The 15,372-nt window shown below is 70.6% G+C and carries 8 protein-coding genes; 2 read left to right on the top strand and 6 right to left on the bottom strand.

Annotation, left to right across the window (positions count from 1 at the left end):
- The first annotated feature begins 3 nt into the window (after nucleotides 1–3).
- Nucleotides 4–3,597, top strand: a complete 3,594-nt coding sequence (locus ACGFZA_RS09195; protein ID WP_393678436.1) for a S8 family serine peptidase — start codon at nucleotides 4–6, stop codon at nucleotides 3,595–3,597.
- Nucleotides 3,598–3,689: 92 nt separating this feature from the next.
- Here ACGFZA_RS09195 and ACGFZA_RS09200 read toward each other — a convergent pair whose 3' ends face one another.
- The 3 genes from ACGFZA_RS09200 to ACGFZA_RS09210 form a co-directional block, all read right to left on the bottom strand.
- Complete coding sequence (locus ACGFZA_RS09200) at nucleotides 3,690–5,168, bottom strand: M20/M25/M40 family metallo-hydrolase (RefSeq protein WP_393678438.1); 1,479 nt, start codon at nucleotides 5,166–5,168, stop codon at nucleotides 3,690–3,692.
- The gene (locus tag ACGFZA_RS09205) at nucleotides 5,161–6,225 is read right to left on the bottom strand and encodes a DUF917 family protein (protein WP_393678440.1); all 1,065 of its coding nucleotides are present in this window, start codon (nucleotides 6,223–6,225) and stop codon (nucleotides 5,161–5,163) included. The genes ACGFZA_RS09200 and ACGFZA_RS09205 overlap by 8 nt, the downstream gene beginning before the upstream one ends.
- A 74-nt stretch (nucleotides 6,226–6,299) precedes the next feature.
- Nucleotides 6,300–7,931: an OPT/YSL family transporter gene (locus ACGFZA_RS09210; protein WP_393678442.1), complete on the bottom strand. Its 1,632-nt coding sequence runs from the start codon at nucleotides 7,929–7,931 to the stop codon at nucleotides 6,300–6,302.
- A 253-nt stretch (nucleotides 7,932–8,184) separates the two neighbouring features.
- Here ACGFZA_RS09210 and ACGFZA_RS09215 point away from each other — a divergent pair, with 253 nt between their 5' ends.
- A complete protein-coding gene (locus ACGFZA_RS09215) occupies nucleotides 8,185–8,967 on the top strand; it encodes an IclR family transcriptional regulator (protein ID WP_393678444.1) in 783 nt (260 codons plus the stop codon).
- A 7-nt stretch (nucleotides 8,968–8,974) separates the two neighbouring features.
- Here ACGFZA_RS09215 and ACGFZA_RS09220 read toward each other — a convergent pair whose 3' ends face one another.
- From ACGFZA_RS09220 to ACGFZA_RS09230, 3 genes are all read right to left on the bottom strand, one after another.
- Nucleotides 8,975–9,655 (bottom strand): AroM family protein, encoded by a 681-nt coding sequence (locus ACGFZA_RS09220; protein ID WP_393678446.1) that lies wholly within the window; start codon nucleotides 9,653–9,655, stop codon nucleotides 8,975–8,977.
- Nucleotides 9,656–9,827: 172 nt separating this feature from the next.
- On the bottom strand, nucleotides 9,828–12,761 hold the full coding sequence (locus ACGFZA_RS09225) for an FG-GAP-like repeat-containing protein (protein WP_393678448.1): 2,934 nt from the start codon (nucleotides 12,759–12,761) through the stop codon (nucleotides 9,828–9,830).
- Nucleotides 12,761–15,298: a S8 family serine peptidase gene (locus ACGFZA_RS09230; RefSeq protein ID WP_393678450.1), complete on the bottom strand. Its 2,538-nt coding sequence runs from the start codon at nucleotides 15,296–15,298 to the stop codon at nucleotides 12,761–12,763. The genes ACGFZA_RS09225 and ACGFZA_RS09230 overlap by 1 nt, the downstream gene beginning before the upstream one ends.
- Nucleotides 15,299–15,372: the final 74 nt, after the last annotated feature.

Raw genomic sequence — 15,372 nt, forward strand, 5'->3', positions numbered from 1 at the left:
GACGTGAACCGACACAGAACACCCCGGTGGCGAGGACTCCTCACCACCGCGCTCGCCACGGCCCTCGGCGCCCCGTTCCTGGGCGCGCTGCCGGCCGTGGCCGACACCGAACCGGTCCCGCCGACCACCCTGCAGAGCAAGGCGGACAGCGCCCTGCTCAAGGACTTCACCCGGCACGACAAGGTCTCGTTCTGGGTGCAGCTCGCCTCCCAGGCCGACACTTCGGCTGCGAGGAAGGCCCCCACCAAGACCGGCCAGGGCCGTGCGGTGCTGAAGGCGAAGACCGCGTACGCCAAGAGCTCGCAGCAAGGACTCACGGCCCTGCTGAAGCAGACCGACGCGTCCTACACGTCGTACTGGATCAGCAACACGGTCAAGGTCACCGGCAGCAAGGCCCTGGCCGCGAAGATCGCCGCCCGCTCCGACGTCGCGTCGATCGAGGCCGACGACACCGTCCCGCTCCCGCCCGCGGTCAACGGCACCAACGAGGCCAAGGTCGACGGCATCGAGTGGAACATCGACCGCATCAACGCCCCCAAGGTGTGGAACGAGTACGGGGTACGCGGTGAGGGCGCGGTCATCGGCAGCATCGACACCGGCGTCGACTACCAGCACCCCGCCCTCGCCGCCGCCTACCGCGGCCTGAAGACCGACGGCACGTACGACCACGCCTACAACTGGTTCGACGCGACCCACACCTGCGTTGCGGCACAGCCCTGCGACGACCAGGGGCACGGCACCCACACGATGGGCACCATGGTCGGTGAGGACGGCGCCGGCAACTCCATAGGCGTCGCACCCGGCGCCCGCTGGATGGCGGCCAAGGCCTGTACCACGCAGGGCTGTCCGCGCGACGCGCTGCTCGCCGCCGGGCAGTGGATGCTCGCGCCGACCGACGCCGACGGGGAGAACCCGCGCCCCGATCGCGCCCCCGACGTCATCAACAACTCATGGGGCTCCGACAGCCTGGACACCTGGTACCAGGCGATGGTGCAGTCGTGGCGGGACGCCGGGATCTTCCCGGCCTTCTCCAACGGCAACGCGGGATCCTACTGCGACACGGCCGGCTCCCCGGGCGCCTACACGAACACGTACGCCTCGGGCGCCTTCGACAACAACAACAAGATCGCCCCGTTCTCCTCGCGCGGACCCGGCGTCGACGGCACCGTCAAGCCGAACATCGCCGCCCCCGGCGTCAACGTCCGCTCCGCCACCCCCGGTGGCGGCTACGCGGCCAAGTCGGGCACATCGATGGCCTCACCGCACACCGCGGCCACCGTCGCCCTGCTCTGGTCGGCCGCCCCGGCACTGCGCGGTGACGTCACCGCCACCGAAGCGGTGCTGAACAAGGCCGCGATCGACGTCGACGACACCACCTGCGGCGGCACCGCGGCCTTCAACAACGTCTACGGCGAAGGCCGGCTCGACGCGTACGCCGCCGTCAACGCGGCCCCGCGCGACCACGTCGGCACCCTCACCGGCACCGTCACCATCGGCGGCGAGCGGGCCGCCGACGTCGAGGTCTCCGTGGCCGGTCCCACGCACGCCACCCTGACCACGAAGAAGGACGGCACGTACGCTTTCCCGCGGCTGGTCTCCGGTGCGTACACGGTGTCCGTCACCAAGTTCGGCTACCTCACCGACACCGCCGGACTCACCGTCACCGACGGCGGCTCCGCCACCCACGACACGGCCCTCGCCACCGCACCCACCGGCACCCTGACCGGTACCGTGCGCAGCGACTCCGGCACCGAGGCCGACGTCGCGATCAAGGTGCAGGGCACCCCGGTCCGCGCCACGACCGCGGCCGACGGCAGCTACAAGCTGACGCTGCCCGTGGGCGGCGGTTACCGGATCAGCCTGACCCCGCTGAACCACTGCGCGGCCACCATCGGCATCGTGACCGACGTCGCCACGGGCACGGCCACCAAGGACATCGCCCTCGCCACCCGCACCGACGCCTTCGGCACCACCTGCCGCCAGGTGTCCGCGGAGTACCCGACCGGCGAGACGAAGGTCGATTTCCCGCCGCCGTCGGGGGCCTACTCCGCGGTGACCCCGCCCTTCCCCGTCGCCCTGTACGGCCACACGTACGACAAGGGATGGATCACCCGCGACGGACAGGTGATCTTCGGCTACCTCTCCGTGCTCGACAACAGCCCGCTGCCGAACAAGTCCCCGGCCAACGGCGCGCTCTCGCCGTTCTGGGACCAGCTCGCCATGGACGCCTCGTCCGGCATCTACACGTCGGTGCGGGGCACCGCCCCGCACCGCGAGTACGTCGTCGAGTGGCGCGACATGCTCATCGCCCGCGACACGAGCCGGCGCATCGGCTTCGCCGCCGTGATCGGCGAGGACGGTACCTACTCCTTCCACTACAAGGGCATCGACCCGAGCGCGAAGGGCTTCGAGCAGGGCACCGGCGCCACCATCGGCGCGGAGAACCACGACGGCACCGACGCCTTCCAGTACTCGTTCGACCAGCTCTCCGTCCGTGACGGCATGGCGATCAGCTTCCGGCCCGAGGGCCACGCGGTCGTCTCCGGCACGGTGACCGACGCCAACGACGGCAAGCCGGTCGCCGGCGCCACCGTCACCGTCACCCGTGGCGGCACGAGCGTCGGCACGGCGACCACCCGGGCCGACGGCGCGTACCTGGCGCAGGTCCCGGTGGATGCGGCAGCCGACCACAAGGTCACGATCACGGCGCCGCACTACGCCACGGCGACCCGCACGGCCGAACTGGGCAGCCTGGCCGCGCTGCGCACCGAATCCGCCCTCACCACGGGCGCGGTGCGGGCCGACAACGGTTCCGGGTGGCAACTGGTCGTTCCGGCGGGCGAGCAGCGCCGGCGCACCCTGACCCTCACCAACGGCGGCTCGTCCGCCGCGTACACCGTCGCGGAGAAGTCCGGCGCCTCCTGGCTGAAGATCGCCCCGGCGTCCGGCACGCTCGGCGCGGGCGCTCAGCAGCAGGTCACGCTGACGTTCGACACGGCGGCGGCCAAGCCCGGCACCGTGTACTCCGGCACCCTCGTGGTGACATCGGAGAGCGCCCGGACACCGACGTTCTCGTTGCCGGTCAAGCTGGTCGTCCCCGCCTACCAGAAGGGTGTGGACGTCGGTGCGGACACCGCGTCCGTGGACGCGCTCGGCGACACCTGGACCCAGGACCGGCCTTACGCGGAGGGCGCGTTCGGATACGTGGGCGACACCACCGCCCTCACCTACACCCGTAAGGACATCGCGGGTGCCGTCAGTTCCCAGGAGCAGCAACTGCTGCGCTCGGGCCGGGAAGGCGTCAGCGAGTACCGCTTCGGTGCCGTGCCGAACGGCGTCTACCAGGTGGAGCTGGGCTTCGCCGAACCGGCGGGCGTGAAGCCGGGACAGCGTGTCTTCGACGTCACGGCCGAAGGCGTGGAGAAGGTCGCGGACGTGGACGTCCGCCTGGAGTCGGGCGGCGCCCGGACCGAGCTGTCCAGGACGTTCACGGTCAAGGTCACCGACGGCCGGCTGGAGGTGGGCTTCAAGGCGGTCACCGGCGCGACGTTGGTCAACTCGATCCGGGTGACACAGCGCCCTGACCTGACGAGCTGACCCAGCACGTCCGCAGGCACGAACGGGCCCGCTCCGGAAGCAATCCGGGGCGGGCCCTGCCGCATCGGCCGGGGGCCGGTGCCGCGCGTCGTTCAGTCCGCGCAGGCGCGTTCCTCGTGCCGGGCCCGGAGGGCGTAGTCGTTGAGGATCAGCGACAGGCTCGACGTGAGGCGCCGCGCGTAGGGGACGTGGAGGGACTCGTTCGGGCCGTGGGCGTTCGCGCCCGGGCCCAGCACTCCGCAGGCCAGGAACTGCGCCTCGGGGAACTGCCGGGTCAGCTTCCCCATCAGGGGTATCGTGCCGCCCTGACCGATCCGGGCGACGTCCGCCCCGTCGAAGCAGGCCCGGCTCGCCGCCGACAGTGCCGCCCGGAGCCACGGCTGTTCGGCGGGTGCGTGCCAGCCGTCGGCGACGACCCGGTCGGGCGTGAACCGGACCGACGTGCCGTACGGCGGGTCCGCCTCGAGGATCCGGCCGACCTCCGCGAGGGCCGCCGCGCTGTCCACCGTGGGCGGCAGCCGCAACGAGACCTTCACGCGCGTGTGCGGACGCAGTACGTTGCCCGCCGACGCCACCGGAGGAATGCCGTCGGCTCCGGTGACCTCCAGACTGGGGCGCCAGGCCCGGTTGAGGAGAAGCTCCTCGGGGTCGCGCGTCACCGGGGACGCGTTCCCGTACCAGTCGAAGCGGCCCCAGACCTGCTCGCCCAGCAGCGCCGCCGCCTCACGTGTCTGGGCGCGGCGCTCGTCCGGCACCTCGCAGTGCAGAACGTCCGGGCGCAGCGAACCCGTCGCCCCGTCCTCCAGGCGGTCCAGCAACCGCCGCAGCACCCGGAACGACGACGGCACCACACCGCCCGCGTCTCCGGAGTGCGCGCCGTCGCCGAGGACCCGCACGTCGAGCGTCCCGCCGCAGGCCCCGCGCAACGACGTGACCAGCCACAACCGTTCGTAGTCGCCCGCACCGGAGTCCAGGCAGACCACCAGGCCCACCTCGCCGATGCGCGGCGTGAGCAGGGCGAACCAGTGGTCGAGGTCGGGGCTGCCCGACTCCTCACCGGCCTCGAACACGCCGACGCAGCGCGGCCGGGCCGCGCCCTGCTCGGCCAGCGCCCGCACCGCGGTCACCGACGCGGGCAGCGCGTACCCGTCGTCGGCGCCCCCGCGGCCGTACAAACGGGGGCCGTCGTCCACCGGTTGCCAAGCGGTGCGGCCCTCGGTCCACCCGTCGCCCTCGGGCTGCTTGTCGAGGTGCCCGTAGAACAGGACGGTCTCCTGCGCGGGCGCGCCCTCGCCCGGTACCTCGAAGAAGATCAGCGGCGTGCGTCCGGGCGCGCGCAGGACCTCCACCCGCAGGCCGGGCAGCGGTACGTTCCGCAGCCACGCGGCCGCCGCGTCGACGGCCCGGTCGAGGTGGCCGTGGGCCTCCCAGTCGGGGTCGTACGCGGGGCTGACCGCCGGGACGCGGATGTGCTGCCGGACGAGGGGGAGCACCTCCGTCTCCCACTGGGCGTCACAGAACTCCCGTACGGAGCCGGCCTCGGCGACACCGGCGGGGGCCTGCTCAGGCATCGGCGAGGACCCGTGCGGCCGGGGCGAACTCGATACCGAGCAGCTCCTCCACCGGCGCGTACACATCGGGCATGTACATCGTCCGGGAGAGCAGGAGGTTCTCGGCCGGGGCGACCAGGACGCTGACCTGCTTGCCGACCTCGACGTGCGCCGACGCGAGCGGCTGTCCGTCCTCGTCGAACGTCGTGATCAGATCGGGGAACGAGGCCCGGCGGACACCGTCGACGTCGAGTGCCATGTACTCGTTGACGATGTACAGGGCGGTGCGCGCCGCGTCGTCCAGGACCGCGACGCCGACGTCCAGACCCTCTCGCTGCTCGCAGCGGTACTCGCGCACCGTGCCGGTCACGGCGATCTCGCCGCCGAGATGCTGGGCGGCGCCGAGCACGCCACCCGCCAGGAAGCGGCGGCCCAGTTCGATGGCGGAGCCGATCGCGCCCGGCGCGCCGTTGCGCACCGCGTAGCCGACCTCGACGGGGTTGCGGGCCACGCCCACCCAGCCCCCCGCCTCCACGGAGGCGCGCCGGACCACGTTCGACGTGGCGTCCAGACGGCCGGAGACCGAGCCCTCGACGTAGGCGTACGGCTTGCCGCCCGCGTAGCCCTGGGAGGAGAGGTAGCCCTCCTCCTGGTGCAGGCCCATCGCGCCCATCACGCTGGAGGGGTGGGCGCGGCCGTTGCAGGCCAGGTCGATGACGGGGAGGCCGGTCATCGCGGAGTGGAACCAGCCGTTGATGGTGGTCTCGGCGCCGTTCTCGTTCGTGTGAATCGCGACGAGCGGGCGCGGCAGGTCACGGCGGAGCAGTTCCAGGGCGCGCAGCAGGTGCGTGGGCAGCACCTGCGGGTCGGGCGCAGCGGGGGCGCCGACCAGGGCCACCGTCGCGGTCAGGTCGTCGGCCGCGAACTCGTCGGCCGACCACAGCTCCGGTATGCCGATCTGGAGGGCCAGTTCGGCGGTGCGCAGACCCCGCTCGACGAATCCGCCGCCGCCTCCGCCGAGTACGGCACCGCCGTACACGGCCGCGCGGATGTCGTCATGGGTCAACTGTCGCTTCACGGGGTTCTCCCAGAGTGGTTCTGTACAGGGGTGCGAGAGGACGTACGGGCCGTCCGGCTGCTGGGTCCACTGGCCTACTTGGCGGCCTTGAACACGCCGTTGCCGAACGAGTAGAGGGCGTCACCGGCGATCGCGCCGCCGGCGAAGACCTCCAGGTCGTCCTTGGCCTTCGGGCCGAGGACGCGGGGAGCGAGGACGCGTACGGCGATGCCGGCGGCGACCATCCAGCCGGCCATCGGTGTGGTGATAAGCAGCCCGGTCGCCAGCAGGATGCCGAGCTGGCGCTTCGAGCCGCCGATCAGCTGCACGACCGCGCCGGGGATCGCCCACAGGGCGAGGTCCCGGGCGGTCTCCGCTGACGGGCCCGCCTTGATCGCGGCGACGTACGCGGCGTCGATCGGGGCGGTCTGTCCGTTGTCGAAGAACATCCGGTACGAGACCAGCACGACGACGATGGCGACGCCGAAGCCGATCATCGCGGCGATCAGCTGCTGACGGCGGCCCTCCAGCTCGAAGGCCGGGTCGGCGTTCTCGCCGCGCAGCAGATAGCCCGCCTTCAGGTCGTAGCCCATGTCGGCGAAGGCCGGACCGGTCGCGGCGGTGAAGCCGGACAGCACGACGAGCGCCTCGGGCGGGAAGCCGATGAGGATGCCGAGCAGCAGCGTGATCAGGGCGATCGCGAAGGCGGGGAACCAGCCGGAGTGCATCGACGCGATGCCGACGAGCAGTTCGTGCAGGAACGCGGCGACGGAGGCGTACAGCAGGAAGCCGATCAGCATGCCCGGGCTCATGTGTGTGGCGGCACCGGTACCGAACGCCAGCAGGACCGAGATCACGAGGTAGGCACCGAAGCCCAGCCGCATGGAGCGCCCCAGGCGGCGGGCGCCTTCCGGCGCGCCGTCCGGTCCGGTCGCGCGGGCGTCGTCCGCCGGGGCGCGCCGGACCTTGACGATGGTGCGGCCGACCTGGACCAGGGCGACCAGGCCCGCGCCCATCATCATGCCGTGAGGCAGATACATCCCGTTCAGGTCGAGGCCGAACAGCGGGTCGGCGTACTGGTTGAACAGCAGGCCGACGCCGAAGGCGGCCATGGCACCGAACCCACCGATCAGGGCCACGCCGAACGCCGACATCGGCAGCGTGAACGCGGCGCCGGCCAGACCGGTCAGCAGACCGAGGCCGAGGACCTTGGCACGCCGGCCGCCCTCGTCGCCCGCCTTGATGGCCTGGGCGGCGGCGAGCCCGGGCGGCCAGGGGTTCTTCGCGGGGAAGGCCGGGGTGTCGTACATCCGGTAGAGCAGCCAGGCATCGACGAGCATCGCGGCGGCGACCCCGATCAGCATCGGGATGATCATGTCGTCCATCCCGAACAGGAACGGGATCCCGATCGGCAGGAACAGGCTGTTCGCGGCGCCGAACGTGGCCGAGGAGATGCTGGTCTGCGCGAGGTTCTGGGCATGCACCGAGCGGAAGCCGCGGAACATGACGAGCGGCACGCGGGCCAGCGTCATCGCGGCCAGGGCGCCGATCAGCGAGGTGCTCGGGGTGACGCCGAGTGTGGCGAGCAGTTGTACGCCCACGATCGCCCCGAACACGCTGAGCACCACGGTGAGGATCAGATTACCGGGGGCGAGGGCGCGGGGATGGCGCGGGCCCTCACTCGCGGGGTGCGAGGTCTCGGCCTGGGGAGAGACGTCAGTGCTCATGGGTCTTCGGTGCTCCCGTGCGGGTGGGCGCCTTGTCAGTCGCCTGGGGAAGTTCTAAAATATGGAACAGGGTATGAATATTTGGATCTCCTTGGATCATCCATACGGCTCATTCCGCAGTCAAGGGCTGAGCCGGGATTCTCGGAATGTGGGCGGTTCGGAGTCATGGACGAGGGGCGGTCGGGAGCACGCCCGGGCGCCCTCTACGATCGGACGACACGACTCGGGGGAGCTCGGGGGAGGCGGGAGAACGGTGAGCACACTCGCCAACGCGCGCGATGTCCTGCGGTTGATGGCGCGTCTGCAGCGCGATCTGACCGTGACGGATGTCGCGGGGGCGCTCGACCTGCCCAAGAGCTCCGTCTCGCGGACGCTCAGCATGATGGCCGACTACGGCTTCCTCGACCGCGACCCGACGAGTCGCGCCTACCGCCCCGGCGTCCTCGTCATGGAGGCCTCGTACCACTTCCGTGCCTCGCGCAGCACGGCCTCCCTCCTGGAGGAGGAGCTGGCCAGGCTGGTCGCCGACATCGGCTACACCGGATATGTGGACGTACTCGACGGGCCCGAGTCGCTCGTGCTCCACATGCGGCTCGGGACGACCGGAGCTCTTCAGGCGTACACCCCGGCCGGCACCCGGGCCCCCGCCTACGCCAGCTCCATGGGGCGGGCGCTGCTCGCCCGCCTGGACGACGCGCAGGTGCTGCGCCTCGTCGACGCGCGCCTCGAGCAGAGCACGGGCTCGGCGCCGCGCACCCCCGGTGAACTGACCGCCTGCCTGGCCAGGGTGCGCGCCGACGGCTGGGAATCCTCGCGCGGCGAGTACGTTCCGAACGTCGCCGGCGTCTCCGCGGCCGTACTCGACAGCGACACGGGACAGATCTTCGGCATCGGCGTCGCACTGCCCGCGCCCGAGCTGCACGACGGGAACGCGGCCCGCTTCGGCCGGTCGGTACGGGACGCCGCCCTGCGCGTCGGCAAGCGCATCGGTGACCCGTACTGGCTGCGGTACGTCGAGACCGACGCCGGCCGCTGAGGCTCCCTCAGTCCAGCAGGGGTCCGAGGGCGGCGCCGACCACCGCACCCGGCGTCAGGATCGGCACGGTGAGCCCGGCCGCGCGCAGTGAGCGGCGGTGCCGCGCCCCGTACCCCATGCAGTCGAGCATCAGGACGTCCGCCCCGGCCTCGAGATGGGTGCAGGCCGCCGCGAGCAGGGCCGCTTCGTTGTCGGCGTACGGCGAGGCCGTGGTGAACGCGGGGTTCGGAACGACGGCCCGCCACTTCTCCCGCGCTTCGGGCACCTGCTCGGGCAGCGGTACGACGAACCCGACCCGGCTGCCCCGCAGGACGGTGCCGACGTATCCCGTGACGAGGGCGTCCGGCTCGACGAGCCGCGCCCGCCGGGTCCGCAGGCCGGGGAACTCGCCGGTGCACAGGAGGACCACGACGTCGGCGCCGGCCTCCTCCACCTGATCGATACGGGCCTGCAGCGCGGCGCCGACGGTGTCCGCGTCCAAGGTCACGGGACTTCCGTCGGCCAGTCGGCTCAGAAGGGTCGCGCGTCCTTCCGTCGCCCCGAAGCGGAGCTCGGTCTCCGGGCGGGTCAGACCGTCGAGCACGCCGGCGTGCCGTACACGTGCGGTCCCCGGCAGGTGCGCCTCGATGGCTTCGGACAGGTCCGGGCGGGGGGCCTGCCCGATGGTCAGAAAGGTGACCGTGTCCACGGCGCCTCTTCTCGTAGGAGTTCCAGAATATGGATAGGGGTTCCGAAATAATCTAGTCGGCGGTGCGATGTGTGGGTAGGGGGTGACGTGCATCCGGCTCGCACGCCGAGAACCCCCTGGGCATGACCCAGGGGGTTCTCGGCGTGCGATCCCGGCGATCAGCCGGGTGGGGTCAGGACAGCTTGAACGTCGTCATCTGGTGGATGTTGTTGTCCGGGCTGAGGACGCGCCCGCCCAGCTCCTGCGACATCCGGTCATAGCCGGTGGTGTTGAAGTTGAGGGAGATCATTTCCTGAGCGCCGTCGCCGTCGAGGTCGACCGCGAGGTAGTTGCGGCCGCCCGAGGCGTTGCCGGCGCCGAGGGCGCTGCTGAAGGAGTCCTCACTGGTGAGGATCGCGGGGTCCCACGCCCCCACGCCACCCTCGACGCCGCCGGCCAGCAGCTTCCGGCCGCCGGGGCCGGTGATGAACTGGGTGGTGCGCAGCGGCGCGGAGACCGAGCCCTTGCCGTCCTGCCCGTCGGCACCGAACACGCGGATGGTGCCGAAGCTGGTGGCGAGCAGCCCGTCGCTGTCGTCACCGGTGAAGAAGTTGCCGTGCGACCAGGGGCTGCCGGTGACCGTCTGGTGCAGCAGTTCGCCGGTGCGTCCGTCGCGGATCTCGGCGACGACGTACGCGGAGGCGGCGCTGGTGGAGTCGAAGTCAGGCAGGGCCTTCACGATCCACGTGTAGACGACGGCGTGGCCGTCGGCGTACGGGATGTTCGGCGAGGCGAAGACGGCGTGGTCGAGGAGCGCGCCGTGGATCTTCCCGTCGACGGCCTGGGCCGGGGCCTTGGGAGCGGCGGTCCAGCGGACGTTGCCGTTCTTGCCGTTGAGCGCGACGCCGTCGGCCGAGGCGGTGTCGAGGTTGATCGCGCCGACGCTGGTGTACTGGGTGTAGACGCGTCCGTCGGCGGTGGTGGTGTCGGAGAAGACGACGTCTCCGGCATCGGCGGGGGCCGCGTACTGCCACAGCTTCTTGCCGTTGCCGTTGTAGACGCGCAGGGCGTCGGTCGGGACGAGGATCTCGTCCTTGCCCTTGCCGTTGACGTCGGCGACGGTGACGGAGCGGACGAAGGTGCCGTCGCTGTTGCCGCCTTCGATGGTGGTGAGGGTCTTGCCGGTGCGTGCGTCGAGGACGACGGTGGCGGTGTCGGCGGCCACGATGATCTCGGGCTTGCTGTCGCCGGTGACGTCGCCGGTCTCGATGGCGTGGACCTGGCCGGTGACGGTGGCCTGCCACAGCTTCTTCGGCTTGCCGGTCAGCAGCGAGCCGCCGTCGTAGGCCCAGACGCCGTGCGAGGTGCCGCCGGTGACGACGTCCTGCTTCTTGTCGCCGTCGACGTCGAGCGCCTGGGCGAACGACAGGTCGCCCTGGAGCGGCGTCAGGTTCTGCTCGGCGCCCTTGACGAGGTCGAAGGTGCGGACGTTCTGTTCCTGGTCGATGACCCGGACGTGCTGCCCGCTCTTGTCACCGAAGACCTGTTGGAACATCGGGGACGCGGTGTTGTCCCGGTGCTGCCAGCGCACCGCGCCCTTGGCGTTGAACACCGTCAGGTCGGCCAGACCGCCACCGCCGGCGTTCTCGGCGGTGTCCATGCCGGTGTCGTTCTGCGCGGATGCGGCCAGGCTGCCGTCGACGATGTCCAGGCGCCAGGTGCTGGCACCGTCCTCCGGGTTGTCGGCGTTCCGCTTGGTGGTGTGTGACCACAGGGCGGTGTCCGGGGTGGTGCCGTCCAGGACGCGGACGGTGGAGGAGTTGACGTAGAGGTTGGGGTCGAAGCTGGATTCCGCGACCGCGTACTCGGTCTTCTTGGTGCCCTTGAGGTCGCCGATGGTCATGGCGGTGGGAACGGCGTTGGAGCGGCTGTCGAGCGTGGCGCGGGCGCCGGTGCCCAGAGCGTAGGAGACGATCTCGTAGCGGACGCCGTCGGTGGGGTCGGCCTGTTCCAGGGCGACGAGCCGGTTGCGGGTGGTGTCCAGGTGCAGCTGGCGGCTGTACAGCGTGCTGTCGGTCTGCCAGCTGACGGACCCGTCCCTCACGTCGAGCACGAGGGTGCGGCTGCTGCTCGGCGTGGTCGCGGTCTTCTGCAGGTCCCAGGAGACCGAGGCCCTGCCGTCGCCGGCGGATTCCAGCGCGCCCCAGGTCGCGTCGGTGTGCTTGGTGTCGTACGTCCACGTGGTGGTGGGCGTCAGCGCGCCTTCGGCGTAGGAGAAGCGGGTGCCGGTAAGGGTGGCCGTCTCGCCCGCGGGGGCGTTGATGTTGTACGTCGGTGTGTTGCCGACGAGGAGGGTGCCGTCGACGATCTTGACGCCGGTGGCGTACGAGTACAGCTTCGACCAGAGCATCTTGCCGGTCTTACCGTCCAGGACCGTCACGAACGTACCCGTGGGCAGCGACGAGCCGGGCGAGGTGATCGGCCGGTAGGGCGAGGAGCCGACGCTCGCGGAGAAGACGAGGTCGGGGGTGCCGTCGCCGGTGAGGTCACCGGTGTCGAAGCCCTGGTCCGAGGCGGGCGTGAACGGGCTGACCGCGCTGTAGCCCATGATGATGTGCGCCGGATAGGGCTCGACCTGCCACACGCGGAGCGGCTTGGCCTGCCAGTCGGTGTAGAGCGAAGCGTTGCTGCGGGCCCAGGCGGTGGTGCCGTCGGCCTTGTGAAGCTGGACGTTGCCGAGGCTGTGAACGGTGAAGTAGCTGCCGTCCGAGCCCGCGGGAATCGTCGCACCGATACCGCGCACACCCTCCAGGGCGGAGGTGTTGGTGAACGTGACCGGAGCGGAGGCATCGGTTCCGGCCGCGTCGAGCCCGGAGACGGGGGCATCGGCGCCGCCGTCGCTGTTACCGGTCGTGTCGTCACCGGTGTTGATGGACTTGACGTTGTCGCCGTAGACGTCGACGCCCATGTGCGAGGCGAGCTTGTCAGCCTGTTGGCTGGTGAGCTTCATCGCGGAGCCGTCGTCGCCGGTCGCGGCGAGGGCGTGCGGGGCCGCGGTGAGGGCGAGCCCGGCGGCCACGAGGGTGGAGGCGAGGCGCAGGGCGCGCCTTGAGGTGTGGGTTCTCATTACTTGGCTCCCTGCGCGATGCGGATGGCGGAACCGTTGGTCAGCACCGTCTGGTTGAAGGAGTACTGGAGGGCGTCGGTGCCGGTCTGGTTCTCGATGCCGACGGTGGCCTTGCCACCGTTGCCCGGGACGGTCTTGTACTGGAACGTGATCGCGCCGGTGGCCTCGTCGAAGACGGCCTCGAACGTGGCGCGGTTCGTGCCGCCGTCCGCGAACAGCATGTTGTTCCAGACGACCGCGAAGGTGCGCTTGCCGGTCTTGCCGGTGGTGGCGGTCTGCACGCTGGACTTCTTGTCGAGCATCAGGTCGTCCCAGAGCGGGGCGACGATGCCGTCGGGCTTCGCGGCGGCGGGCAGGGCGGTGTTGACGTAGTCACCGACGCGGGGGGCCAGGAAGTTGATCAGGCCGTTCGTGGTGACGGCGGCGCTGTTGTAGGAAACGCCGTAGAACTTCACGGGGAAGGGCAGCGTGACGTTCTTCGCGTCCTCGTCACCGGACAGGGCGACCTTCGTCGAACCGGCGATCCAGGCGTACGTGCCAGGGGTGCAGCTGTTGCCCGAGGCGTCGGAACGGGCCGGGAGGCGCACGTTCATCGTCTCGTCGGCGTCGATGGTCAGCTTGGTGTTGTCCACGCCGTTGCACAGCACCGGGACGGCCGGTGTGGTCGTGATCGTGAACGCGCCCTCGGAGACCTTCGGGAGGGTGAAGTGTCCGGCCGTGTCCGTCTTGACGGCAGGGACGGGGGTGCCCTCGACGGTGACGGTGGCCTGGGCCAGCGGCTTGCCCGTGACGTCCAGAACGGTGCCGGACACGGCGTGCAGCGGCACGGCGTCCAGAGCGATGTCCTGGGTCAGGGCCTGGCTCTCGGCGACGGTTACACCGTTGAGGGTGTTGGTGGAGTAGCCGTAACCGCTGTAGGAGAAGTCGTAGGTTCCGGCGGCCAGCGTCAGGCGGTAGGTGCCGTCATCGGCGGTGGTCACCGAGCGGGTGGTGCCACCGGTGGTGGCGCTGACGGTGACACCGGCCAGCGCGGTGCCGGTGGCCTTGTCCGTGGCGGTGCCGGTGATGGTGGCCGCGATGTGCGGGGCCTTGTCGATGGAGGAGAGGATGTCGAGCTTGCCCTCGCCCCACACGTTGTTCACGCCGGCGGTGCCGCCGCAGTGCGTGTCATCGACGTCCGACGCGCCCTGGTTGAGGAGCGCGCGGGTCTCGTCGATCTTCCCGATCAGGGACGGGGCGGCCGACCACAGGAGGGCGACGGCGCCGGCTACGTGCGGGGTCGCCATCGACGTACCGGACTCGACCATGTACGACGAACCCGGCCAGGTGGAACGGACGTCGACGCCGGGCGCGGAGATGTTCGGCTTCATCGAGCCGTCCACGAGCGAGGGTCCGAAGCCGGAGAAGTTGGCTATCTCGCCGTTCACGTCGTAGGCGCCGACACCGTAGGACGGGGCCTGCGAGCCGGGGGCGTGGGCGGTGGAGCAGGTCGCTCCGTCACCGTCGTTGCCCGCGGCGAACGCCTCGAAGATCCCGGCGGAGTTCCAGGCCTCGACGATGTCCTGGTAGAAGGCGGTGTCGCCGCCGCCCCAGGAGTTGTTCACGATGTTCGGTGCCAGCTCCGGGCGGGGGTTCTGCCCGGTGTGGTCGGTCGGGGCGAGGATCCACTGACCGGCCTTGAGGAGGTACTCGTCGGAGCACTCGTTGCTCTCGCAGCCCTTTGCGGCGATCCACTTGGCGTTCGGTGCGACACCGACGCCGCCCTTGCCCACCATGGTGCCCATGGTGTGGGTGCCGTGGCCGTTGTTGTCGCAGGGGGTGCCGTCCGAGGGGCAGTTGCCCGACGGATCGTAGAAGTTGTAGTCGTGGGAGAAGGACCCGTCGCCGTTGTTGCCCCGGTAGTTCGCGACGAGATCCGGGTGGTTGTACTGGACGCCGGAGTCGACGTTCGCGATGACGATGCCCTCACCGCGGTCCTCGTACTGCGACCACACCTGGTCGGCCTTGATGTCCTTCACACCCCACTCCGGGGTGCCGTCGTCAGCAACCGTGCCTTTTGGCGCCGCGGAGACGTTGCTCTCCGTCTCGTCGAGCTTGTAGGTCTGCTCCTTGACGATGCGGGCGACATCCGACCGCTTCGCCAGCTGGTCGACCAGGGCCTGGTCGCCGGTGACCTGGACGGCGTTGGCGATCCAGTAGTCCTGGTGACCGACCTTCTTCTTGTCGAGGAAGGTGTTCAGCGACTTCTGACTGGTCCTCGCGTGGGCGCGCAGCTCGCTGTACGCGGACTTCGCCTTTGCGGCGTGGGCGTTCTTCTTCTTGGCTGCGGACAGGTCCGCCTGGTCCTTGAGGACGACGAAGAAGGAGGCCTGGCCGCCGCCGTCAACGGCGTTCAGGAGCGCGGAGTCGACCTTGGGGGACGGTGCGGCGTCGGCTGCGGCAGCCGCGGGAAGCGGTGCGGACAGCAGCGCGGTCACCGTGAAGGCGGCCGCCGCCCAGACGGCGCGGCTACGCCACGGCGGTGGGGACAGATGCATCGGGGGAGCTCCTCCAGGAATGGAACGGGGGAGCTCGGACAGTAGACAGACGCCGTTACTCGGGCATTACAGTG

This window comes from Streptomyces sp. NPDC048211, assembly GCF_043202315.1.
Classification (GTDB): domain Bacteria; phylum Actinomycetota; class Actinomycetes; order Streptomycetales; family Streptomycetaceae; genus Streptomyces.